Source organism: Cyanobacteria bacterium FACHB-DQ100 (genome assembly GCA_014695195.1).
GTDB lineage: Bacteria > Cyanobacteriota > Cyanobacteriia > Leptolyngbyales > Leptolyngbyaceae > Leptolyngbya.
This window is the reverse complement of the sequence record JACJNW010000023.1, coordinates 129,163-151,525: the sequence shown is the minus strand read 5'-3', so window position 1 is coordinate 151,525 and position 22,363 is coordinate 129,163. Positions and strand designations below refer to the sequence as shown.

The window sequence follows — 22,363 nt, the reverse complement described above, 5'->3', positions numbered from 1 at the left end:
AATTAAGCCATCATGGATGTGACGCTCCATTTCTGTCATGCACGACTTTAGACACAAAATTCACACCAAGCAACACAAAATCATTCAAGCTTATTTGCGGCGAAACCCGTGGCAGTCCAGTCAGGGGTTTACGCTGTTAGAAGCCATCGTCGTGGTTGCACTCTTTGGCATTTTAGCGGCGATCGCGGCTCCTGCTTGGCAAGCCCAGTTAAACACTCAGCGCCTCAACGCAGCTCGAAGCCAAGCCGTCACTGCCTTATCCGAGGGGAAAACTCGCGCAAAGCAGCAGAACATTCCGTATGAAGTCGGTTTTCGGCAGCAAGGGCAGCAAGCTCAGTGGGCGGTCTATCCAACGAACGCAAATCCGTTGGTTCAGCCCTGGCAGAACCTTCCTGATGGGGTGAGGCTACTTGGTTCGCCGGATACAACACTACTTCAGCGAGACAATAGCATCTATCGAATTCGGTTTAATCACCGGGGAGGAGTCGATGGGCAACTGGGTCGCGTAACCTTCTCCACGCCATCAGGAGGCGGCACTAAGCGGTGCGCGATCGTCTCTAACCTCCTCGGTACAGTCCGAGAAGGAGAGAACCGACCAACTCGCCAGAATAATCCTTGTGACTAATCACTGCTTTGCTGGGGTCTTTTTGCGATCGAGTTTGAAGATCAGGGTGGATAAAGGCGGGAGGCAGAGGTCGATCGAGTAGGGGTGGTTGTGGTAAGCCCATTCGTCTGTCCATTTGCCGCCGAGATTGCCCATATTGCTGCCGCCAAATTCGCGAGCATCACTGTTGAGCAGTTCGGTGTAGAAGCCCGCCTCTGGAACACCCACGCGGTAGTGACTATGAGGCTGTGGGGTAAAATTACACACCGCTACAATAAACTCTCCTGGTTCTTTTCCTCGGCGAATGAAAGAGATGACGCTATGGCGGTTGTCGCTACAGTCAATCCATGAAAATCCTTCTTCAGAAAAGTCTTGAACATAGAGCGCGGGTTCCGATCGGTAAAGCGAATTTAGCACCGTCATGAAGTGCTTTAGTTTCTGATGTGGCTCGAATTGCAGCAGATGCCAATCAAGGTCGCCCCAGACATTCCACTCGCTCCACTGTCCAAGCTCCATGCTCATAAATAGCGTTTTCTTACCGGGATGGGCAAACATATAGCCATACAAGCAGCGTAAATTGGCTAGTTTTTGCCATTCATCACCCGGCATTTTGCCGATCATGTTGCTCTTGCCGTGGACGACTTCATCGTGCGACAGCGCCAGCATGAAGTTTTCGCTGTGATGATACCAAATGCTGAAGGTGAGATTGTTTTGGTGGAATTGGCGGAACCACGGATCCATGTGGAAGTAGTCCAGCATATCGTGCATCCAGCCCATGTTCCATTTGAGGTTGAAGCCTAAGCCGCCTACATAGGTGGGCCAGGAAACCATGGGCCAAGAGGTCGATTCTTCCGCGATCGACAGACTTCCTGGAAAGTAGCTGAACACTAGATGATTCATCTGGCGCAAGAACTCAGCCGCTTCGATGTTTTCTCGTCCGCCATATTGGTTGGCGACCCATTCTCCGTCTTTGCGGCAGTAGTCCAGGTAGAGCATGGAGGCAACCGCATCGACGCGAATTCCATCAATGTGATATTTGTCAAACCAGAAGAGCGCATTGGCAACAAGATAGTTCCGCACTTCGTTGCGCCCGTAGTTGAAGACCAGCGTTCCCCATTCTTTATGTTCGCCTTTGCGGGGGTCAGCGTGTTCGTAAAGGTGAGTGCCGTCAAAGAAGGCGAGTCCATGCCCATCTTTGGGGAAGTGTCCGGGAACCCAGTCTACGATCACACCGATGCCGTTGAGGTGACACTGATCGACAAAGTACATGAAATCTTGCGGGGTGCCGTAGCGGGAAGTGCAGGCATAATGTCCAACGACTTGATAGCCCCATGAACCGTCGAAGGGATGTTCTGCGATCGGCAAAAGTTCGATGTGAGTAAAGCCGAGTTCTTTGACGTAAGGAATGAGTTTCTCTGCAAGTTCTCGATAAGTGAGGAATCGCGCTCCGGGTTTAAGATCGGTGACGATTACAGGCGGAATAATTTCGCCGTTGGCGGAGCGGGCGGGTTCGGCAGAAGAAGCATGAAGCCAAGAGCCTAAGTGAACTTCATAAACCGAGATGGGTTGAGTTAAAGCATCGGTATGACGGCGCTTTTCGAGCCAGTCTTGGTCGTTCCAGGTGTAATCGGTTAGATCGGTGACGATCGAAGCCGTTTTCGGACGGACTTCTTGCTGAAATCCGTAGGGGTCGGATTTTTCGTAGATGTGACCCGCTTGGTTTTTGATTTCGTATTTGTAGTGAGTGCCGGTGCCAAGTTCGGGAATGAAGAGTTCCCAGACTCCGGTTGATCCCCGTCGCATTTGGTGCTGTCGTCCGTCCCAGTGATTAAAATCACCTAAAACAGAGACGTTGCGGGCGTTGGGTGCCCAGATTGCAAAGTAAACGCCTGAAACCCCGTTTTGGGTCGTGAGATGTGCGCCAAGTTTCTCGTAAATCCGGTGGTGATTGCCCTCGGTGAACAGGTGCAAGTCAAACTCGGTGAGGAAGGGAGACGGAAAGGCGTAAGGATCGTAGATGACGTGATCGTGTTCGCCCTGTCGAATCCGGAGTTGATAGTTGGCGAGTTCTGGTATGTCGATCGTGCATTCAAAAAAGTGAGGATGATGCAAGGGTTGCATCGGGTATTCAGCGCGGGATTCTGGCACGATCACAGAAACCGCATCGGCAGTGGGTTGATAAGCTCTGACCACCCAGACCGTTTCGCCGTCTCGCTCGATTGGATGAGGGCCAAGCACCTCAAACGGATCATGGTGCTGGTTTCCTACAATCCGCTCTACCTGGTCTGGGGCGATCGTCATCGACATGAAGCTACCTACCTTAAGTGGGTTGTGTTAATTAGTTCAAAACTGGAACGTGATTAAACTTTAATGTAAAAGTTCTGTAATAGAAATTAGCAAATCATTGTGAAAGTCTCAATTCTTTTTGTTAGCTTTGGCCGCTGAGTCCGTTTACAAGGAATTGTAATAAAAGACTCCCAACTGATGTAATCGAAGTCAGGAGTCATTTCGATTATGAAAATTCCGAGGCAATCAGATTCAGGCGCTACCTGTGAAGGCGACTTCCGGGAATTTGGCTTGCGCTTCTGCCATGGGGCGATTTTTGCCTTCTTCTTGCCAGTAGTTGATGACTTCGGTTGCTTTGTTAAGCAATTCGACGCGATCGACTTCTGAAATCCAGTGTTTTTTCTCCAACTCGGTCTTGAGTTGTTCCCAGGCATCGTTGCGGGGCCAGAAGAAATAAGAAGTCAGCGGGCTTGTTCCCTTACCCACGACTTGATCTACTGCCAGCGCAACGTTTTCGTCGAGCCACAAAACTTTTAGAATAAACTTCGTCAACTTCTAACCTCCAGCGCAGTCCCAAGCTTGGAATATTACGATCAGCTATTCTACCGCACAGTTTCGGTAGATGATGGAAATCGCTGCATAGAAAGTGGGAGAAAGTGTCGTGGCGGTTGTGGTGTTTGATATTGACGGGGTGGTGCGAGATGTCAGCGGATCGTATCGTCGGGCGCTGGCGGATACGGTGGAGCAGTTTACAGCAGGGCAATATCGTCCTTCGTCGCAGGAGATTGATGCGCTGAAGGGTGAAGGGGTTTGGAATAACGATTGGGAAGCGTCGCAGGAATTAATTTATCGCTATTTCGAGGCACAGGGACAGGAGCGCGATCGAACGAATTTGGATTACAGCGCGATCGTTCAATTCTTTCAGTCGCGCTACCGAGGGACTGAGCCGATGAATTGGACAGGCTACATTTGCCAAGAACCGTTGCTTTTGAGTGCAGATTATCTGCATGAACTGAGCGAAGCGGGAATTCGCTGGGGATTTTTTAGCGGTGCAACTCAAGGATCAGCGCGGTATGTGTTGGAAAAAAGAATTGGCTTAGAGTGCCCGGTGCTGATTGCGATGGAAGATGCGCCCGGAAAGCCTGATCCAACGGGGTTATTTCTAACACTGGAGCGATTAGAGAATCAGGATGCTCCGGTGCTTTATGTCGGGGATACCGTTGCAGATATGTACACGATCGTTCAAGCCAGAAAGATTCATCCAGAGCGATCATGGATCGGGGTTGGAGTTTTGCCGCCGCATGTGCAAGAGACAGAGGCGCGATCGATCGCTTACGGAGAAACGTTGAGACAGGCAGGAGCGGCGATCGTGCTGAGTAACGTGAAAGAGTTAACTCCAGAAGTTGTAAAACAATTAATCACCCAAAGTTAATTGCAAATTTCAGGGTGGATCTAACTTACGCGCTGCTTATCGTTAGATCCATTTGTTCGTTCCTGATGAAAAACTGCTTTTTTTCACAAAAAACTGCCTGTTTCTTACAACAAGCTTCCTGTTTCTTAGGTTTGGCTGCGATGAATTAGGTTTATTAATGCCGTCGTAGCGGCGATCGCGATTTTTAGCTTATTTGCTTATCGTTTTTGAGAACAATCAAGATCCTTATGAAAAAGCAAAAGGCGATCGTGATGAAGCTGGTCGGAATTTCAAACGAAGATTAAGCTGGCGTGAGTCTCCAGCAAAGATGCGCTTGGGGAAGGGTGAAAGAAACAGAGCTGTTTCTTAGAAGTTCGACGAATTTTTCGCTTCATTGATGTCCAGTCATGCCCCCTAAATCCCCCATTCTGGGGGACTTTGAAGATTGGAGAACTTCCCCATATTTGGGAATGGCTTTGCTTTAAGTCCCCCATTCATGGGGGATTTAGGGGGCGACCCGTAGATTCAAACGCAGCCAAAAACTTCTGTCAAACTGACGTTAAACTGTGCCATTTTTTTAAGCTTAAGCAAATTAAACCCAAAAATTATGACCCGCAAGGATTAAACTTGCAGGTCATTGTGCGATCGTATTTCGATTCAATCTCTACGATTTGAGGCTGAGAAAATTCTCTAGTGCGATCGTCATGGTTGGAGGCCAGCGGCGGACAGTCTTCACCCAGTCAAGGTCTTTATACCGTTTGTCGAGTCCGACCGCAGATACCCATTGGCTCTCTGCTTCACCTTGCTTGCCTTGTGCCCAAAGCGCAGCGGTTAAAGCCGCTCTCATGTCCGCGAACTTCGGATATTTGCGAACTAAGTTTCTCATCGTGCGAATTGCCTCTTCAGTCTGTCCAAGTTGGTATTGAGCCAGCGCATAGTTCGCACGAGCAAAGGCATAGTCTGGGGCAGAATCGGCAGCTTTGAGGAAATCTTTTGCAGCAATCTCCCATTGTCCGAGTCCGGCTTCCGCATTGCCGCGATTGTTGTATGCCGCCGGATCGTTTGGATCAAGCTCGAGGACTTTGTTGTAATCGGCGATCGCTTCATTCCATTTGCCTAATCCTTCTAATGCCGTACCGCGATTGAGATACGGGTCAGGGGCGGTTGGATCAAGCGAGATCGCTTTGTTGAAGTCTTCGATCGCGCTTTCGAGTTTGTTTTGGCTAACTTTAGCGTTACCGCGATTGCTCCAAATCGCAGGATTGTCAGGCATCAGGTCGATCAGTTCCGTCCAAAAGGTTTCAGCAGCGGCAAAATTACCTTTGTTGGTGGATTCAAACGCTTGCTGTCTGAGATTTGCCAACCGCTCGAAAACTGAAGTAACAGACGGCATCTCAGAGTCAGCCAAGACCGGAACCGGATGCCACGCGAAAGAGAGCACGATCGCGACAATCAGCAAGGATTTGAACAGATGACGAAACATGAAACCTCCAAGACTTTAAGACAGAAGCGCCAACTGGTTATCAGGCGGAGTATAGCCCAAGTGTTTCCAAGCGGCAGCCGTGGCGATGCGACCACGGGGAGTACGGCTAAGATACCCAATCTGCATTAAATACGGTTCATACACTTCTTCGATCGTCTGGGCATCTTCGCCAGTCGAAGCCGCAAGCGTTTCAAGTCCGACCGGCCCACCATTGTGTCGTTCGATCATAAAGCTCAGCAAGCGGCGATCTGTCCAGTCAAGACCGCAGGGATCGACATTGAAGAGTTGAAGCGCTTCGGCGGCGATCGTGCGATCGATGTCCCGCATAGATTTTACTTCAGCATAATCGCGGACTCGTTTCAACAAGCGATTGGCAATCCGAGGAGTGCCACGAGAGCGACGGGCGACTTCTTCGGCTCCGTCGGTGGTGAGCTTCATTTTGAGCAGGGCAGCCGTGCGGAGGACGATTTGCGAGAGTTCGTCAATTTCATAAAAGCGCAAGCGTTGAATCAGACCGAAACGATCGCGCAACGGTGAAGTCAGCGCTCCCACTCGCGTCGTTGCTCCCACTAAGGTAAACGGCGGTAGCGGCAGCGATTGAATCTTGGCGCTCTTGCCTTTTCCGAGTGGAATATCTACCCGAAAATCTTCCATTGCAGGATAAAGCAGTTCTTCCGCCACCTTCGCCAGCCGATGAATCTCATCAATGAACAGAACATCTCCGGGCTGAAGCCCAATCAGTAAGCCCATAATGTCGCGAGGACGTTCTAAAGCAGGAGCGCTGGCAATTTTGCATTTCACGCCCATCTCTTGCGCCAGAATCAGCGACATCGTGGTTTTACCCAGTCCGGGAGGGCCGTAAAGCAATAAGTGATCTAGAGGTTCATTGCGGGATTTCGCCGCACGAATCGCAATATCCAGCACATCTTTCAGGTCTTTTTGTCCGACATACTCATGGAGCGACTGCGGACGGATTTTTTCTTCGAGCTTGCTGCGTTCTTCAGGCTCCGGTTCGGCTTGGAGAATGGTTGTCTTCGCGGATTGAGTATTGCCACTGACATCAGCTTTGGGGACAGCTTGCACCATGACGGACAACTCGCCAGAGGACGCAGCAGCTTTATCCCGATCGTTAGGCTGTTTTTTAGATGAAATGATCGCCATAATTGTGAACAATCATACCTAGAGACATTGCGAACATGGAGATTCCGTCTACCTTTTCCGTCTCGGATTCGATTTCGTTTGAGGGCGCGATCGAACTCACTCAATCACTCCTTCAAGAAGTCGAACAACGTCGCGTACCGGAACCTGAACTTGAACGAATCATAACTGCATTAGTACAAAGTGAGAATGGTGCGCGAGGATTTTTTGTTACTTATTTATCCGACGATCGCGAGTTTATTGATCAAATCCTGCCAACCGTTGTGTCAGCACTGCTGAGATCCGAGGAGACTGTCGGAGATTTACTGGCAAAAAACTTAGCCATGTCTACGGGAATGATTCTGACCCATACGCGCAACCAAAACCTACAGATGGCAGCAGGTTCAGCACGGGTACAACGTCGAACAGAGGTAATTATTAAGCAAATGAGATCGTCCAAAGTTGATCAACATCTCGATCAATTGAAAACGACGATCGAGACCGGAACCGGAGAGTATCAGCGCTTTCTAGAGCGTTGGAAATATGACGCAGAGCAAAAAGCCGCAATGTTAGAAGCAATCAAATCTGCGCTCTCAACCTGATATCCTGACCAAAAGCGAGGTGAAAGGAGTTCTCTGTGCTAATCCCTGTGAAAGTTGCGGCGCGTAAGTTTGGAAGGGTTTTACATTTACTGCCTGTGCCGCCGCATTGGTGGATGAAGTTAGACTTGCTCAAGACCCTAGTTCAGCGCGATTTAGAAGCGAAATACAAAGGCTCCGTTCTAGGGAATGCTTGGGCGATTCTGCATCAGCTTGCACAGTTATTAGTATACACGTACTTATTTTCGATCGTTCTTAAAGTCAAATTGAGTCTTCGCGGACTACCAGCCAATGATTTTACGTTTGGATTGTGGTTGTTTGCGGGGTTAATTCCTTGGACAGCTTTTGTTGCAGGCTTGAGTGGTGCAGTCGGTTCGGTCATCGGTCAGCCAAACTTGATTAAGAAAGTCGTGTTTCCGCTGGCGCTGCTGCCTTTAGTTCCGATTTGTACAGCGCTGGTGGAAAGCTCGTTTGGCATGATGTTGCTGATTACATTTGTGGCAATTAGCGCCAAGACGATTCACTCAACGCTGTGGCTGTTGCCTGTGGTATTGTTGCCGCAGTTGCTGCTCACGGCGGGATTAGGCTACTTGTTTGCCGGATTGACGGTCTTTCTGCGCGACATTCCCCAGACGATCGCGGTGCTGCTGAGTTTGTGGTTTTATGTCACTCCGATCGTGTACCCTGCCTCGTTAATTCCTGAAACTTGGCGGTTCTGGGTATTTTGGTTCAATCCGATGACGACGATCGTTGAAGTGTATCGCGATTTGTTTCTCGTCGGTGACATGAAGCACTGGCATGAATTGGGCGTATTGTGGGCAGTCGCAGTCGTTGCGTTTGCGATCGGGTTTGGGGTGTATCGGCGGTTGCGTCCGGCGTTTGCCGATGTGGTTTGATTCGGGCATTAAGATGGCGGAGTGAGGTTAAGAGGAGGCTTATGGACGAGATCGCGATTTCCCTAAAGAATGTCTCGAAATGTTATAAGCGCTATGCTCGTCCGGTCGATCGACTCAAAGAAATTCTCTTGCCTGGAAAGAGTCGGGCTGAGTCATTCTGGGCGATTCGAGACATTGACTTAGACATTTCAAAGGGCGAAACGGTTGGAATTGTCGGGCAAAATGGTGCGGGGAAAAGTACGCTGCTGCAAGTGATTACGCAAACGTTGACTCCGACCACGGGAAGCTTGAGGGTCAACGGTCGAATTTCGGCACTGTTAGAGCTAGGTAGCGGATTCAATCCAGAGTTTACGGGACGACAAAATGTATTTTTTAATGGTCGAATCTTGGGATTGAGTCAGGCAGAAATCGAGGAAAGATTCGATAGAATTACGGGATTTGCTGATATCGGAGACTTTATCGATCAGCCTGTTAAAACCTATTCCAGCGGAATGTTTATTCGCCTAGCTTTTGCAGTTGCCGTGAACACTGATCCGGACATCTTGATTGTTGATGAAGCACTGGCAGTTGGAGATGTCTTTTTTCAGCAAAAATGCTTCACGCGATTGAGAGAACTGCAAGAATCGGGTGTGACGTTGTTGTTTGTGTCGCACGATTCGGGCGCAGTTTGTAAGTTATGCGATCGCGCGATTCTGATCGAACACGGGAAAGTTGTTTTAGATGCCACACCCCGCCAAGTTGTCGATTTATACGAAGCAAAACTATTAAAGCGAAAAGATCAGGCTCCAAACAGCATTGCTATCACCATGCCCGATTCACAAGGAAAGTCTGATCAAACCGCAGTGATGAGTTCAGGCTCAGTCAAGCCCCAATTCGTTCAGCTACTCGATGAGCACGATCGCATCATTCACACGGTCTTTAGCGATGCTGAAATTAAACTTGCGATCGGGCTTCTGTTTCTCGAAACGGCTGAAGATCCGCACGTGGGTTTTAAGATTCGCAATCGCACCGGGGAAGTGGTGTTTGAATCCAATACCTGGTGTATGCAGGAAACGATTGGAGAAGTGACGGCAGGAACCGCGATCGAAGTGCGCTTTGCGTTCAAAGTTCCACTTCCCACGGGCGAGTACACAATTACCCTCGGCGTTGCGGATGGTGGAATCGGACTCGATGAATTTAAGCGATCGCTGTTAATGCTGCATGACACCATGACGCTGAAAGTGCTACAAAATCCAGATTCAATTCACTGGAACGGCATGGTGAATCTGTCCCCGCAGTTTGAAATTCATACAAGAACGATGGATTTACGATCGCAGGAAGCCCTTTCTGAACTAAAGTAATCCGAATTAACAGTAATCCGAATTAACCTGTCAAACCCAACAGTCTAACCCTAGCTGCCTGTCTGAGGGTTAGCGCAGAATGAGTTCATCGCTTACAGTCGAGCTACCCATAATGCTTCTGTCCGCCTTTTCGCTTGAGCAAGTCAAACCTTACACCCTTTGTACGCCCGATCGACTTGAAAATCTCGCGACGCTTTGTCACTACCTGAATGCTCATGCAATTCCAGGAGATTTTGTTGAGTGTGGAACCTATAAGGGTGGTTCAGCAGCGATTCTATCGAAGTTTCTCGCACAAAGGCATCTTTGGCTGTATGACAGCTTTGAAGGAATGCCGACGACGACTGAAAAAGATGGCGAAGACGCAAAACGCTGGATCGGTGAATGCGTGGCAACGATCGCAGACGTAAAAGCCGTTCTCAGTGCGGTTGGCACTAGCGAATCTTCCTACACGATTAAACCCGGATGGTTTGAAACCACATTCGAGCAAGAGTTACCGCAGCAAATTGCGCTCCTACATTGTGATGCTGACTGGTACGATTCGGTCACACTGGTTCTCGAAACCTTCTATCCCCGCCTTGCGATCGGCGGCTGTGTAGTTCTCGACGACTTTGGCCATTGGGAAGGCTGTCGAGAAGCCTTTTATGATTTTTGCAATCGACAAGGCGAGAAGCCTCTTTTAGAGCGGATTGGAACCGATCAAGCGTTTTGGATCAAAGGTCGATCCAATAACCGCAGCCCCATTCCTCAAGTCAACCATTCGGGCAATCAGTCCTTTGAAACGCTTCAAGCCCTAGAGCAGAAACTCCAAACGCTCCAGCTTGAACTCGAACAAGCCCGATCGACGATCACCGCAATGGAAACTAGCAAGTTTTGGAAACTTCGATCGCTGTGGTTTCGTCTGAAACAATTAGTTTAACGACCGTCAGAGGCAATTCAGACCGCACGATCAGCCAAGTCTTCAGTCAGTTGGTATACTACTGGATACGTTACGCACCCTTAAAACACGGGCATTCATGACTTCTAGCGATTTATCCACTCCGATTGCTGATTATATGCCGACAGGTGAACGCCATATTCCTGTTCAAGCGGGAGAGGATACGTCGATCGCCAACGTTGACCACCTGATCCGATATGCGATGGTTGCGCCCTTTGTCCACGGAAAACGAGTCTTAGACATTTCCTGCGGCACAGGGTATGGAACACAATTTATGGCGCTACAGGGGGCACGAGAAGTCATTGGCGTGGATGTGGATCAAAGCTCGATCGATTTTGCCTCGAAATACTATCAGCATCCCCAAGTGTCTTATCTCCAGTCGGATGCTCATTATGTGCGATCGCTCGAAGATGCTTCGTTTGATTTGATTGTTTCGTTTGAAACGATCGAACATCTCCAGCATCCTCGGCAATTCCTCGCGGAATTACGACGCTTGCTCAAACCCGGTGGGCAACTGTTTCTGTCCTGTCCAAACGATCATCGCGTTTCGCCCTGGATTAGCTCTTATCATCTGCATCGCTTTCGGTTTACCGAATTTCGCGATTTATTTTTGAGTTTGTTTGGGGAAGCGGTATTTTTCGGACAGCACTACGTGATTGCAAGTTGTCTAGTTAAGCCGATCGCCCCCAAGGCTAAAGTGTCCCAGTTTGATGCGTACCAAAATAGCTTGCCTGACGGATTTTTTGGACAGCATTATTTAGAGCATCTATCGTCGATCGAAGACGCAGATGGCTATTTAGCAATCGTAGGTGTGGATGAATCGCAATTGACCAATCAGATGAGTTTGTCGCAGAGGGCTTTTCAAGTATTAATGCACGCGATGTGCCATGCGGAAGCTGCACGAATCGGGCAACAGCACGACCAAATTCAACTTCAACACTTGCAAGCTCAGTTAGCTCAAGCTCAACAAGAAGTCGGAATTGCACAAGCGAGAATTGCAGCGATGGAAAGCAGCAAGTTTTGGCAGTTGCGGCAAAGCTGGTTTCACGTCAAACGGCGGCTCGGCTTACCTGTTAATGAGTAATATGTTCTAAAGATTGAATTGAGAATGTCAAAGCAAATTGTTTGCACTACGATTACAAAAAGTCATCTAGCTTATGCAAGAACGCTAGCAGAAACGCTGCTTGAGTATAATCCTGATGCAGAACTTTATGTGTTATTGGCAGATCGACTCGACGATGCGTTTGATCCAGAGATCGAGCCGTTTAAGTTAATTCAGCTTGAAGCATTACCCGATCAAAATCTGATCGAGCGGATGAAGTTTTACTATACGCCGTTTGAGTTCTGCTGTGCTTTACGGGGGCTTTTACATCAATACGTTTTTGAAACACTCAACGCTGAACGCTGGATCTTCTTAGATTCTGATGTGATGGTCTGTCACTCGTTAGACGCGATTTTTGATCAGCTTTCTGATGTTTCAATCTTGTTATCACCTCACGCAGAAACTCCGGTTGAAATTGAATATGCGGCTCATGAGGCTTGCTTTCTCAATGCAGGAATGTACAACGGGGGATTTCTAGGACTGCGGCGAACTGAAGAAACCTATCGATTTATCAATTGGTGGAAAGAAAGATTAATTCATTACGGTTTTTCGGATCTCTCGATCGCTGATCCACGCGGATTATTTGTCGATCAACTTTGGCTTAATTTTGTGCCTCTATATTTCCGAGACTTCAAGTTACTTCTGCATCCGGGGACAAACATCGGGCATTGGAATTTTTACGATCGTCAATTCGAGTACGACGGCAACGGCAGCATTCAGGTCAATCAACAACCACTTTTATTTATTCACTTTAGCGGTTGGAATTTGTCCAATCCCTATCAAATTTCAAAGTATAGTTTGCTGCCGTATGAGGAGCAAATTGATTCACCTTGGGGAAAAATGGCAACGCAGTATCGTGAAAAGCTGCTAAAAAACGGTTACGAAGTCACAAGCCAGCTACCCTATGCGTTTGGAACATTTCAAGATGGCAGCTCGATCGATTGGATCAGCCGACGGGGTTACTACGACGAGTTGAAGCGTGGCATTACGGGAGAAGATTCACCCTTTGATCGGGCTGCGTATTTTCAAAGCCAGTCTTATTGGATCGATAGCATTCCGCTTTTAACTGAGAAATTGCATCAAGCCAATCAAACCATCCATCAACTTCACGCTCAAGTCGAACAGATACAAACATCACTACAAGAGACGATCGCACAACAACAACTCACAATTGAACAGCAGCAGCAAACAATCGAACAGCAGCAACAAACAATCGAACAACAACAACTTACAATCGAACAGCAGCAACAACAAATTTGCGAGAAAGACGGTATGCTTGATCAAATTCATCTGCGGTTGCAGGCAATTGAGAATAGTAAGTTTTGGCAATTCAGGAATCTGTGGTGGAAGCTGCGACGATCGCTGGGACAAACAGATACATTAGCGCAGTAATTTCTCACTAGAGACAGGATCGTGAGCGGTACAATTGACCGAATCCTTGATGTGATTCAACAAAGGAATGGTGGAGATGGGAGCGGATCAAATTCAAATTGATGTTGATAAATTGATGCAGCAAATCACTGAAGATGTCGCTGATCGTCCGCTAATTCCGATTCCACCTCCCGCTTCTTCGATCATCCAACAGCCAGTCCAAATGCTCGTTCGCCCGTCGCTGTGGAAAAGGGCTAAGGGCAGAAGTAAGCGGTATGCGTTAGCGATCGCTCGACGAGTGAAACATTTCGGTTCACGAGCGCGACAATCGCTTGCCGCAAAAAAGCACAAGCTTAAAGCGATTATTGTGCAATCCAAGCCTGCCCCGCCCCCAATTGTTGAAACACCGATCGGATCTCCTCAACCCGCTCCGACTCCGGTGGTTGAAGCGCCGATCGATCCCTTTGTAAATCGCAGAGATTCAGAGATTCGGATTGCTGTTTTGACTCCTTGCTTAGTCGATGGCGATGCCGTGGGAAACGATGTGATGGGAATGTATCACGTCTTAATGAAGCAGGGCTATGTGTGTCAAATCTTCTGCGATGTCTGGACAACATCCGCTGTAGACGTGAAGCACATCAGCCAAATCAAATCATTCTTGACTAAACCTTCCGATATATTGATTTATCACTATTCTGTGGGTTGGGATGCTGCATTAGTTCCGATTCGAGAAATTGACTGCAAGAAAGTGATTAAATATCACAACGTGACACCGCCGCAGTATTTCGAGAACTTTAACCCAGACTATACCAACGTCTGTCGGGCTGGACGCGCACAGCTTCAAACGATCGCCAACATTCCAGGAGCAACTTATCTATCAGATTCTGCCTATAACGCTGGTGAGCTACTTGAACTGGGTGTATCGCCTGAAAATAGTTCAGTCTTGCCCCCGTTTCATCATATTGACAGCTTGCAGTTTACAGAGCCGGATTCTTCGGTTCTAAGCGCTTACCACGATGGCAAGTTCAACATTCTCATGGTGGGTCGATTGGCTCCGAACAAGGGTCACGCTGCGTTAATTGAAGCCTTTCATCATTATTACCGCTATTACAACCCCAACAGTCGCTTACTGATTGTAGGTAAAGCCGATCCCCGCTTAGACAAGTACAGTAACTTTCTGAACCAAAAGGTTGCAGAATTAGAACTTGCAAATGCAGTCGTATTCACCGGAGGCGTTTCTGCGGAGGCGCTGAAATCGTATTATTTGGTATCGCACGCTTTCATGATTACAAGCGATCACGAAGGATTCTGTGTGCCGCTAGTCGAAGCCATGTCGATTAAGCTACCGATCGTCGCTTATGGCTCCACTGCCATTCCACACACGGTCGATAAAGCGGGCTTAGTGTGGTCGCAAGCTGATCCTGCCCTACTTGCGGGTTCGCTCGATCGAATTGCAACCAGCGAGTCTGTAAGCCGTCAACTCGGTCAATTGGGTTGGCAGCGCTATGAAGAAGTATTTTCTAATCGCAGAATCGAAGCAAAATTTCTTCAGTTGATCAATCATTTAGCCGTAGAGTCGAAATGAAACGAATTGCACTGGTTGTTCAACGCTGTCATCCGAGTATTGTCGGTGGCTCAGAGTCCCTAGCTTGGCAATATGCGACCCTGTTGCAGAATCAATTTCAGGTGGATATTCTCACGACAACTGCGCTGGACTACAAAACCTGGGCAAACGATTTACCCGCTGAGTGCGAGAGCCAAGGCAATATCCGAATTTTTCGGTTTGAGGTGACGATCGAACGCACTGCCTTTTGGGAAGGACTGCACAATCGCTTGCTGCATGATTTTCATCGGGGTCGATCGCTCTCCTATTGGACAACTGCGCTCCAGGAAGAATACATCCGACAGCAGGGGCCTCATTCTACGCCGCTGCTCGAATTTCTGGGCGATCGCCATGCAGAGTACGAAGCCGTTCTCTTTTTCACGTATTTGTATTCCCCAACTTATTTTGGGGTCGAACAAGTGCCCGCTGAGAAGGTTCTGATTGCGCCAACGCTGCACGATGAAGCGCCCGCTTATTTTCGCGTCTATGGGGATATGGTTCACAAGGCACGATCGCTGATTTGGCTGACCCACGCGGAGCAACAATTTGGACAGGCCCTTTGGGGGAAATTGCCCGGAAAAGTGATTGCAATGGCGATCGATACAGACTTACACTCGCCCATGGAATTAGACTATCCCTACATCTTGTACTGCGGTCGAATCGACGCAGGTAAAGGCTGTGCCGAGTTGATCGAGTTTTTTACTCGGTTTAAGAAACGCTACCCGTCGAAGCTGCGGTTAATCTTGACCGGACAGAACCACATGGTACTGCCGCAGCGCGAGGATATTGAGTTTCTCGGATTTGTTTCAGCGACGATGAAATTTCAGTTGATGGCAGGCGCATCGATTTTTGTGATGCCCTCTCCTTACGAAAGCTTTAGTATTGTGACTTTAGAAGCAATGGCACAAGTTACGCCAATTTTAGTGAATGGCGCTTGTCAAGTTCTAGTTGAACATGCGGAGCGCAGCGAAGGCGGTAGAATTTACGCCGACTACACCAGCTTTGAGCATCACCTTAAAGACCTGTTATCAGACCCAAGCCAGCAGGAAAGAATGGGCAAATTAGCCAGACAATATGTGTTGCAGAATTATTCATTCGAGCAAATTCAGAAAAACTTGATTGAGACAATTCAGTACAATACGTGAGCGATCGTTTGCTATTTTTTGTGGGCTACTGGCAATTCAATGATTGTTGCAATTGCAGAGGAGCATTGCAAAATAGGCAAACCGGAGTAAGCTGTAAGGCGAACTGAGGCATTGAGTGTGTGAAGGAGTGGCAAGTACGATGAAAAGAGCATTGATTACCGGATTAACTGGACAAGATGGGTCGTATCTCGCAGAGCTTCTGTTGCAGCAGGGCTATCAAGTGTTTGGGCTAGTACGACGATCAAGTTCGGGCAACGTCGATCGCATTAGTCATCTATCGGGAACGATCGAGATTTTGTCGGGTGATTTGCTCGATCAGTGTTCTCTGATGGATGCTATTTCTTACGCACAACCAGATGAACTCTACAATCTAGCTTCTCAAAGCTATGTGCCACTCTCCTGGACACAGCCCGCTTTAACAGCGGAATACACCGCCTTGGGTGTGTCTCGGCTGCTGGAATCGATTCGCCGCTGTAAGCCGGATGCTCGATTTTATCAAGCTTCCAGTAGTGAAGTGTTTGGGCAACCCGACGAGTCGCCGCAAACGGAACGCACTGCTTTTCGACCTAGAAATCCTTATGGTGTCGCGAAGGCGTATGCCCACTGGATGACTATCAACTATCGGCAACAGTACGGTCTTTATAGCTGCTGTGGTGTGACCTACACGCATGAATCTCCACGACGGGGAACTGAGTTTGTGTTCCGCAAAATCACACGCGGAGCGGCGATGATTAAGATGGGACTGGCAAAGGAATTGAAGCTGGGAAATCTGGATGCTAAGCGGGATTGGTGTTACGCCAAAGATGCAGTCAGAGCGATGTGGATGATGTTGCAGCAAGAGCAGCCAGATGATTTCATTATTGCGAGTGGCGAAACGCATTCGGTTCGAGAATTGGTGCAGACGGCGTTTGATTGTGTGGGGTTAAATTGGGAGAACTATGTTTCAGTTGATCCAAACTTCTACAGACCCGATGAAGAAGTGCAGTTAGTCGGGTCGATCGATAAAATTCGTCAACAGCTCAATTGGGAGCCGCAATATTCCTTTAAACAGTTAGTGGAGTTAATGGTCGATCACGATCTGAAGGAATTGAGCGAGTCATGAGGGTTGCGATCGATGTTACGCCTTGGATGTCAAAACCCAGTGGAATGGGACTTTATGTCGCAAATCTAGTCCAAGGCTTAACAACGTTGCAAGCAACTGAATTTTTTGATTTGGAGCTAATTTATCAGCCTCGATTGAAGAATTGGCTCACAAGAGATTTAGCGTTTCCAGAGTATTTGCAACCGTATTCTAATCTGAGGCTGTTTCCATTTCCGGTGCGAATTTCAAATCTGTTTATTCAGTTTCCATTGCTGTCCGCTCATTATTTGGAAAGTTATTTTAATCAGGCTGACATTGTTCATGGAACAAACTACACCGTTTTTCCGATTCCGGGAAAGCGCAAGATGACTACGATTTATGATGCGAGTTTTGTTAGATATCCTGAGTATTCCAACTCTACTGTGAGGGCTTATACCGATCGCTTAAAGAAATGCCTTGAATGGACGGATTTAGTTCTAACCATTTCACATAGTTCTAAGCAGGATATTGTTGAATATTTAGGTGTTGATCCGAGTCGAATTTGGGTGACTCATCTAGCAAGCCGTTATTCTCCAGTTGAAAACCCTAAATTAGAACTGTCTAAGCCTTATATTTTGTTTGTTAGCACGATCGAGCCTCGAAAGAATATCAAGGCATTGATTTCTGCGTTTGAATACTTGAAGAAAAATTATCAGATCGACCATGAGCTACTTCTAATCGGGCAAAAAGGCTGGCTTTACGAACCGATTTTTCAGCAGATCGAACAATCTTTCTATCGCTCCTCGATTCGGCATTTAAGCTATCTAACAGATGCTCAGGTCGCTCAGTTTTATCAGAATGCTGATGTTTTTGTGTATCCATCACATTATGAAGGATTCGGAATGCCCGTGTTAGAGGCAATGACTTTGGGCACGCCCGTTGTCACCAGTAATACTTCATCATTGCCGGAGATCGCGGGAGATGCGGCAATTTTAGTTGAGCCGACTGATATTCAGCAGATCGGAGAAGCAATTTTTAAAGTGATTCACGATCGTCCCTTCCGCGATCGTTTAATTCAAAAAGGCAAAGAACAAGCTAAATTATATTCTTGGGAAAAGACAGCAAAAGCAACGTTAGAAGCTTATCGATCGATTCTGTGATATTAATCAACCTCGCATTTTTAGCCTCAAAGCCCACAGGTCATACAGTGTATGCCAAAAATCTATTGCCTGGTTTAACTCCTCTTAAACCAGTGTTATTAACTGGACAAGATATTCCTGATTATTCCTGTTATAAAATTTCAGATCAGTTGACTCCAGATCAAGGAAAAAAAGGACACTTTAAGCGCTTGAAATGGACTCAGTTTGATCTGCCTAAAATCTATCAAAAGCTTCAAGGCAACCTTATTTTTTCTCCAATTCCTGAAGCCCCAATCTTCACGAAATGCCGCTACATTGTGACCTTACACGATTTTATTCCGCTGCGATTCCCACGCTTTACGTCTCCTCTAACACAGTATTACAGATACTATATTCCTCACGTTCTGAATCAAGCTCAGCATATTTTGAGTGATTCAGAATCGACCGCAAATGATGCGATCGCATTCTACAAAATCCCAGCCAACAAAATCACTGTTGTTCCACTGGCTTACGACAGTCAACATTTCAAGTTTCTCGATCTGCCAACGCAAAACTATTTTCTCTACGTGGGAAGACACGACGCTTATAAAAATATTGGGCGATTGCTCACCGCTTTCTCTCAACTTCCAGAAGACTATGAATTTTGGATTGCAGGCTCACCCGATCCAAGATTTACCCCTAGTTTAGAGGCACAAGCTGAGGAGCTAGGAATTCGCGATCGCGTCAAATTTCTCAGCTATGTTTCTTATGCCGAACTGCCCGAATTAATTAATCGTGCGATCGCGCTTGTTTTCCCTAGTTTATGGGAAGGATTCGGCTTACCTGTGCTAGAAGCAATGGCATGTGGAACTCCAGTGATTACCTCAAATCTTTCTTCACTGCCTGAAGTCGCGGGAGATGCAGCACTACTCGTTGATCCGTACAAAGAAAGCGCGATCGCAGAGGCAATGAAATTGATAGTGACTGATAGCCAACTACGCCATCAACTGCACCTCAAAGGACTCGATCGTGCCTCAAACTTTAGCTGGCAAAAAACGGCAGCTCAAACCGCTGAAATTCTCAGCCAGTATTTGTAAGCCTACTTCTTCGCCATCAGCATAACCACGCCACAAATAATAAATGCCACTCCAAATAAGCGAATTACTGGAATCGACTCATTAAACAGAAATTTTCCCATCATCACTGAGAATACATACTGCAACGCTACCGCAGGCGCGAGAATACTTAACGGAACACGAGTGAGCAATAAGATATACAAAATCGCGCCAATTCCGTAGCAACAAAGACCAATGACCAGTTCAGGTATTGTTGCAATTCCGAGAACATGACTGATTGCATTACTCGCTGTCACTTGACCGAGCTTCAGCGCCCCGGACTTGAGAAAAAACTGACCGCTCACACCAGCAATGATCGAACCTAGAAACAGCAAAAATTCTTGAACACTCACAAGTAATCCTTAAGTCATTCATTTCATATTCAGTGTACAGCCCGCTTGAACACCCACCAGGAAATCCAATTCTTAAGCTACGATTTGTCTTGAAGTGAAATACAAGCCGATGGACTCTTCAACCTCTGTTAGACCCAATTACACCGATGAGCAGATTTCAGTTTGGTTACGCTGCTTGCTGACTTTAGCTTGGGCAGATGACAATTTCGATGCCGCTGAGCAAGAGTTGATTGTCTCGCTCACGGATCATCCCTTAATTCAGGAAGGAGCCGCACGATCGTTCCCTGCTGCTTCTGACGATGAACTGCGAGCGAGCTTCGGATCAGATGCAGACTTAGCTGAGAACTTCTTGAGAACTGCGGTGATGGTATCTTTAGCCGATGGTTCTTATACCTCAGCCGAAGATGCAATTCTAGAGCAGTTTTGCCGCACGTTGAATTGTGGAACTGAGATTCTAGAAAGTCTGCGGCTGACCTTGTGCGATTGCGCTCAGTCGTCTGAAACTCACGCTCCTCACTCCAATCTTCATCCTCATTCAGAGCCCCATTTAGATGTGTTGAAACCAGTGCGATCGTGGCTCGATCGCACTGAGATTCACGATCCGAAAGTGGCTCGATTCATCTGCAAAATGATTCCGCCCCAGTGTCCCTTCGAGCGCACGATTACCCTATTCGGACACAAGGTGATTCACATCCCGCCGCTTTGTAAATTGAATCCGCTTTATGATCAGCTAGTCGGAATTCGCTTCCGGGCGCTGTCCTACCTTGCGGATGAATGCGGCGAAGATGTGACTCCTTATTGCTGAGGATAAATCAGGATCTTATAGGTATCGGGTGTTGGAGAAACTGCACGATAGACCGCTTTCGCTAAATCTTTAAGTGGGAAGCGATCGCTAATCAACGCATCAACATCAATTCGCCCTTGAAACACAATGTCTGCGGCTAGTTGCTGCACCCGATACGAGGAACTGTAGCTGCCCATCAAATCGATTTCGCGTCGATACAGCACATTTGGATTGATCGGAATTTCGACTTCATCGGGAAACTCTGCAAAGAAGAGAATTTTCCCACCTTTGCGGGTGCAGTCGATCGCCTGAAAGAATGCTTTATCGCTGGGAACCGCCAACAAACTAACATCGGCTCCCATTCCTTGAGTCATCGCCTGAATTTTGCTCGAAAGATCAGGATCACGCGCATCAAAGGCGGCATCGGCTCCGACACTTAGCGCTTTCTCGATCCGGGACGGGAGCAAATCGGTGGCGATCGCGCTTGCTCCAAAATATTTCACCAGCATGATAAACATCAGACCGATCGGCCCTGCTCCCGTAATCAAAACGGTCTGTCCTGGCTGAATCTGCGCTTTCTTCACTGCCTTTAAGCAGCAATTCGTCGGTTCAACAAAACTCGCTTGCTCAAACGTCACATCGTCGGGAATTCGCATCAATCCCCCGTTTCGCACAATATGTCCCGGAACTTTCACATATTCCGCAAATCCGCCACCGCTCGGCACAAATCCGGCTGTCGTCGTGATGTTCTTGTACACCTCACACATCGAGAAATTCTCGTTCAGACAATAGGCGCAGTGCATACAGGGAATATGGTGAAGAACGATGACGCGATCACCAACGTTCCAATTCTTCACTTCAGCGCCGACAGCCGCGATCGTGCCTGCGGTTTCGTGCCCAAAAATCCGAGGCGGCTCTAGCAAGGGATACTTGATCTTTTTAATATCCGACTGACACAAGCCCACGACTTGAACCTGTACTAACACTTCGTCGGCTGCAATTTCGGGTTTTGGAACATCTTCGTACTGGAGTTGATTCACTCCACGAAAGACTTGCGCTTTCATAGTTGGATGAATTGCTTGATTGGTCGATCGAGACTTTATCACTAACTACCAAGCTTCCTTAGATAAACTGAAAAAAACTTTCATTTCAGTTGTCGCCTATGTCCGCCTCAGTTCAACAACAGGTTCTCGATGGTTTACAACGGCTCTCCTCCGAGGAGCAACAACTTGTTTTAGATCTTGTGATTAGCCTTCAGAATAAACACGCTCAATCCTCTGAGCTTTTGGAAACTCCCCAGTCTTTCCTTGACGTTGCAGGAGAGTACATTGGTCGAGGGGAAGGGGCAAGCGATCTATCAACCAACCCCGAATATATGGAAGAATACGGAGAAAATGCGTCAACAGGTCATTCTTGATACGGGTGCGATCGTTGCCCTAATCAATCGTCAAGATCAGTGCCATCAATGAGTCATTTGATCGATCAAGATTTTCTAGTTTATCGAAAGAATGCTAACCAACTGATTTCGACGATCGCCCCTTGGAACTAGAGAAGCGGTGCATCGAGACTCTATCACCAATTTATGCCGCACTGATGGCGCGTTGAGGTTTAGGTAAAGGTTTCCCACTTTCTTGATAATCCTCAATCAACATTTCAAGCACTTCTTGTCCGTGTCTCGCTGCCTCTTCATAAGTTTCGCCATGCGTGACGAAATACTGTGAGGGAAACTCAGGGAGATGTACCAAATAGAGATGGTCTTCCTCTGACCACTGAATCACCATACTGTATTGAAATTTCATTCTTCAGAGTCCTCCAGCGATTCCAACCGCTTCAATGCTTGTGTGACTTCTTTCTCTAAATATTTTGGAGCATCATCTCCATCTTTGCCGGGAATGACCAAGGGATCGTCTGGTAAGCGAGGATGTTTCCAGTAGGTGTGGCTTCCCTTGCCGCGCTTCGGCTGATAAACATAGCCCGCATCTTGAATGAGTTTTTTCAGTTCGCGAATTTTCTTGGGCATTT

General features: G+C 47.6%; 23 protein-coding genes. 15 read left to right on the top strand and 8 right to left on the bottom strand.

The window, feature by feature from the left end:
- Positions 1–37: 37 nt before the first annotated feature.
- Positions 38–625, top strand: coding sequence for a prepilin-type N-terminal cleavage/methylation domain-containing protein (locus H6F51_08855; protein MBD1822605.1), 588 nt, complete (start codon positions 38–40; stop codon positions 623–625).
- Here H6F51_08855 and glgB read toward each other — a convergent pair whose 3' ends face one another.
- Positions 626–2,911: a 1,4-alpha-glucan branching enzyme gene (glgB, locus tag H6F51_08850; protein ID MBD1822604.1), complete on the bottom strand. Its 2,286-nt coding sequence runs from the start codon at positions 2,909–2,911 to the stop codon at positions 626–628.
- Between the two features lie 231 nt (positions 2,912–3,142).
- On the bottom strand, positions 3,143–3,442 hold the full coding sequence (locus H6F51_08845) for a 30S ribosomal protein PSRP-3 (protein MBD1822603.1): 300 nt from the start codon (positions 3,440–3,442) through the stop codon (positions 3,143–3,145).
- 94 nt (positions 3,443–3,536) lie between these two features.
- Between H6F51_08845 and H6F51_08840 the strand changes: the two genes are divergently transcribed.
- Positions 3,537–4,322 (top strand): TIGR01548 family HAD-type hydrolase, encoded by a 786-nt coding sequence (locus H6F51_08840; protein MBD1822602.1) that lies wholly within the window; start codon positions 3,537–3,539, stop codon positions 4,320–4,322.
- Positions 4,323–4,965: 643 nt separating this feature from the next.
- Here H6F51_08840 and H6F51_08835 read toward each other — a convergent pair.
- Together H6F51_08835 and ruvB are read right to left on the bottom strand one after the other, a co-directional pair.
- On the bottom strand, positions 4,966–5,784 hold the full coding sequence (locus H6F51_08835) for a tetratricopeptide repeat protein (GenBank protein MBD1822601.1): 819 nt from the start codon (positions 5,782–5,784) through the stop codon (positions 4,966–4,968).
- Between the two features lie 15 nt (positions 5,785–5,799).
- Complete coding sequence (ruvB, locus tag H6F51_08830) at positions 5,800–6,945, bottom strand: Holliday junction branch migration DNA helicase RuvB (GenBank protein MBD1822600.1); 1,146 nt, start codon at positions 6,943–6,945, stop codon at positions 5,800–5,802.
- 35 nt (positions 6,946–6,980) lie between these two features.
- Here ruvB and H6F51_08825 point away from each other — a divergent pair, with 35 nt between their 5' ends.
- The 11 genes from H6F51_08825 to H6F51_08775 all read left to right on the top strand — a co-directional run bounded on the left by H6F51_08825 (position 6,981) and on the right by H6F51_08775 (position 19,186).
- The gene (locus H6F51_08825) at positions 6,981–7,523 is read left to right on the top strand and encodes a hypothetical protein (protein MBD1822599.1); all 543 of its coding nucleotides are present in this window, start codon (positions 6,981–6,983) and stop codon (positions 7,521–7,523) included.
- 47 nt (positions 7,524–7,570) lie between these two features.
- Positions 7,571–8,416, top strand: a complete 846-nt coding sequence (locus H6F51_08820) for an ABC transporter permease (GenBank protein MBD1822598.1) — start codon at positions 7,571–7,573, stop codon at positions 8,414–8,416.
- A gap of 41 nt (positions 8,417–8,457) precedes the next feature.
- Positions 8,458–9,756, top strand: a complete 1,299-nt coding sequence (locus tag H6F51_08815; GenBank protein ID MBD1822597.1) for an ABC transporter ATP-binding protein — start codon at positions 8,458–8,460, stop codon at positions 9,754–9,756.
- Positions 9,757–9,868: 112 nt separating this feature from the next.
- Positions 9,869–10,672 carry a class I SAM-dependent methyltransferase gene (locus tag H6F51_08810; protein ID MBD1822596.1) on the top strand — a complete coding sequence of 268 codons (804 nt, stop codon included), beginning with the start codon at positions 9,869–9,871 and terminating at the stop codon, positions 10,670–10,672.
- Between the two features lie 157 nt (positions 10,673–10,829).
- Entirely contained in the window at positions 10,830–11,774 is a 945-nt protein-coding gene (locus H6F51_08805) for a class I SAM-dependent methyltransferase (protein MBD1822595.1), read from the top strand.
- Positions 11,775–11,798: 24 nt separating this feature from the next.
- Positions 11,799–13,184 carry a glycosyl transferase, group 1 gene (locus H6F51_08800; GenBank protein MBD1822594.1) on the top strand — a complete coding sequence of 462 codons (1,386 nt, stop codon included), beginning with the start codon at positions 11,799–11,801 and terminating at the stop codon, positions 13,182–13,184.
- Positions 13,185–13,260: 76 nt separating this feature from the next.
- Positions 13,261–14,748, top strand: coding sequence for a glycosyltransferase family 4 protein (locus H6F51_08795; protein MBD1822593.1), 1,488 nt, complete (start codon positions 13,261–13,263; stop codon positions 14,746–14,748).
- Positions 14,745–15,911 carry a glycosyltransferase family 4 protein gene (locus tag H6F51_08790; GenBank protein MBD1822592.1) on the top strand — a complete coding sequence of 389 codons (1,167 nt, stop codon included), beginning with the start codon at positions 14,745–14,747 and terminating at the stop codon, positions 15,909–15,911. The genes H6F51_08795 and H6F51_08790 overlap by 4 nt, the downstream gene beginning before the upstream one ends.
- A 139-nt stretch (positions 15,912–16,050) precedes the next feature.
- The gene (locus tag H6F51_08785; GenBank protein ID MBD1822591.1) at positions 16,051–17,013 is read left to right on the top strand and encodes a GDP-mannose 4,6-dehydratase; all 963 of its coding nucleotides are present in this window, start codon (positions 16,051–16,053) and stop codon (positions 17,011–17,013) included.
- Positions 17,010–18,131, top strand: a complete 1,122-nt coding sequence (locus tag H6F51_08780; protein ID MBD1822590.1) for a glycosyltransferase family 4 protein — start codon at positions 17,010–17,012, stop codon at positions 18,129–18,131. The genes H6F51_08785 and H6F51_08780 overlap by 4 nt, the downstream gene beginning before the upstream one ends.
- The gene (locus H6F51_08775) at positions 18,128–19,186 is read left to right on the top strand and encodes a glycosyltransferase family 4 protein (protein ID MBD1822589.1); all 1,059 of its coding nucleotides are present in this window, start codon (positions 18,128–18,130) and stop codon (positions 19,184–19,186) included. Before H6F51_08780 ends, H6F51_08775 begins: the two co-directional genes overlap by 4 nt.
- A gap of 2 nt (positions 19,187–19,188) precedes the next feature.
- Here the strand turns inward: H6F51_08775 and H6F51_08770 are convergent, their stop codons facing one another.
- On the bottom strand, positions 19,189–19,557 hold the full coding sequence (locus tag H6F51_08770) for an EamA family transporter (protein MBD1822588.1): 369 nt from the start codon (positions 19,555–19,557) through the stop codon (positions 19,189–19,191).
- 109 nt (positions 19,558–19,666) lie between these two features.
- On the opposite strand from H6F51_08770, the gene H6F51_08765 reads away from it, so the two are divergent.
- Positions 19,667–20,362, top strand: a complete 696-nt coding sequence (locus H6F51_08765; protein ID MBD1822587.1) for a nitrogenase — start codon at positions 19,667–19,669, stop codon at positions 20,360–20,362.
- Here H6F51_08765 and H6F51_08760 read toward each other — a convergent pair.
- A complete protein-coding gene (locus H6F51_08760; protein ID MBD1822586.1) occupies positions 20,353–21,405 on the bottom strand; it encodes an alcohol dehydrogenase catalytic domain-containing protein in 1,053 nt (350 codons plus the stop codon). The genes H6F51_08765 and H6F51_08760 overlap by 10 nt on opposite strands.
- 98 nt (positions 21,406–21,503) lie before the next feature.
- Here H6F51_08760 and H6F51_08755 point away from each other — a divergent pair, with 98 nt between their 5' ends.
- A complete protein-coding gene (locus tag H6F51_08755; GenBank protein ID MBD1822585.1) occupies positions 21,504–21,758 on the top strand; it encodes a hypothetical protein in 255 nt (84 codons plus the stop codon).
- Between the two features lie 163 nt (positions 21,759–21,921).
- On the opposite strand, the gene H6F51_08750 is transcribed toward H6F51_08755, so the two are convergent.
- Both H6F51_08750 and H6F51_08745 read right to left on the bottom strand, forming a co-directional pair.
- Entirely contained in the window at positions 21,922–22,140 is a 219-nt protein-coding gene (locus H6F51_08750; GenBank protein MBD1822584.1) for a type II toxin-antitoxin system HicB family antitoxin, read from the bottom strand.
- The gene (locus H6F51_08745; GenBank protein ID MBD1822583.1) at positions 22,137–22,361 is read right to left on the bottom strand and encodes a type II toxin-antitoxin system HicA family toxin; all 225 of its coding nucleotides are present in this window, start codon (positions 22,359–22,361) and stop codon (positions 22,137–22,139) included. Before H6F51_08745 ends, H6F51_08750 begins: the two co-directional genes overlap by 4 nt.
- Positions 22,362–22,363 lie beyond the last annotated feature (2 nt).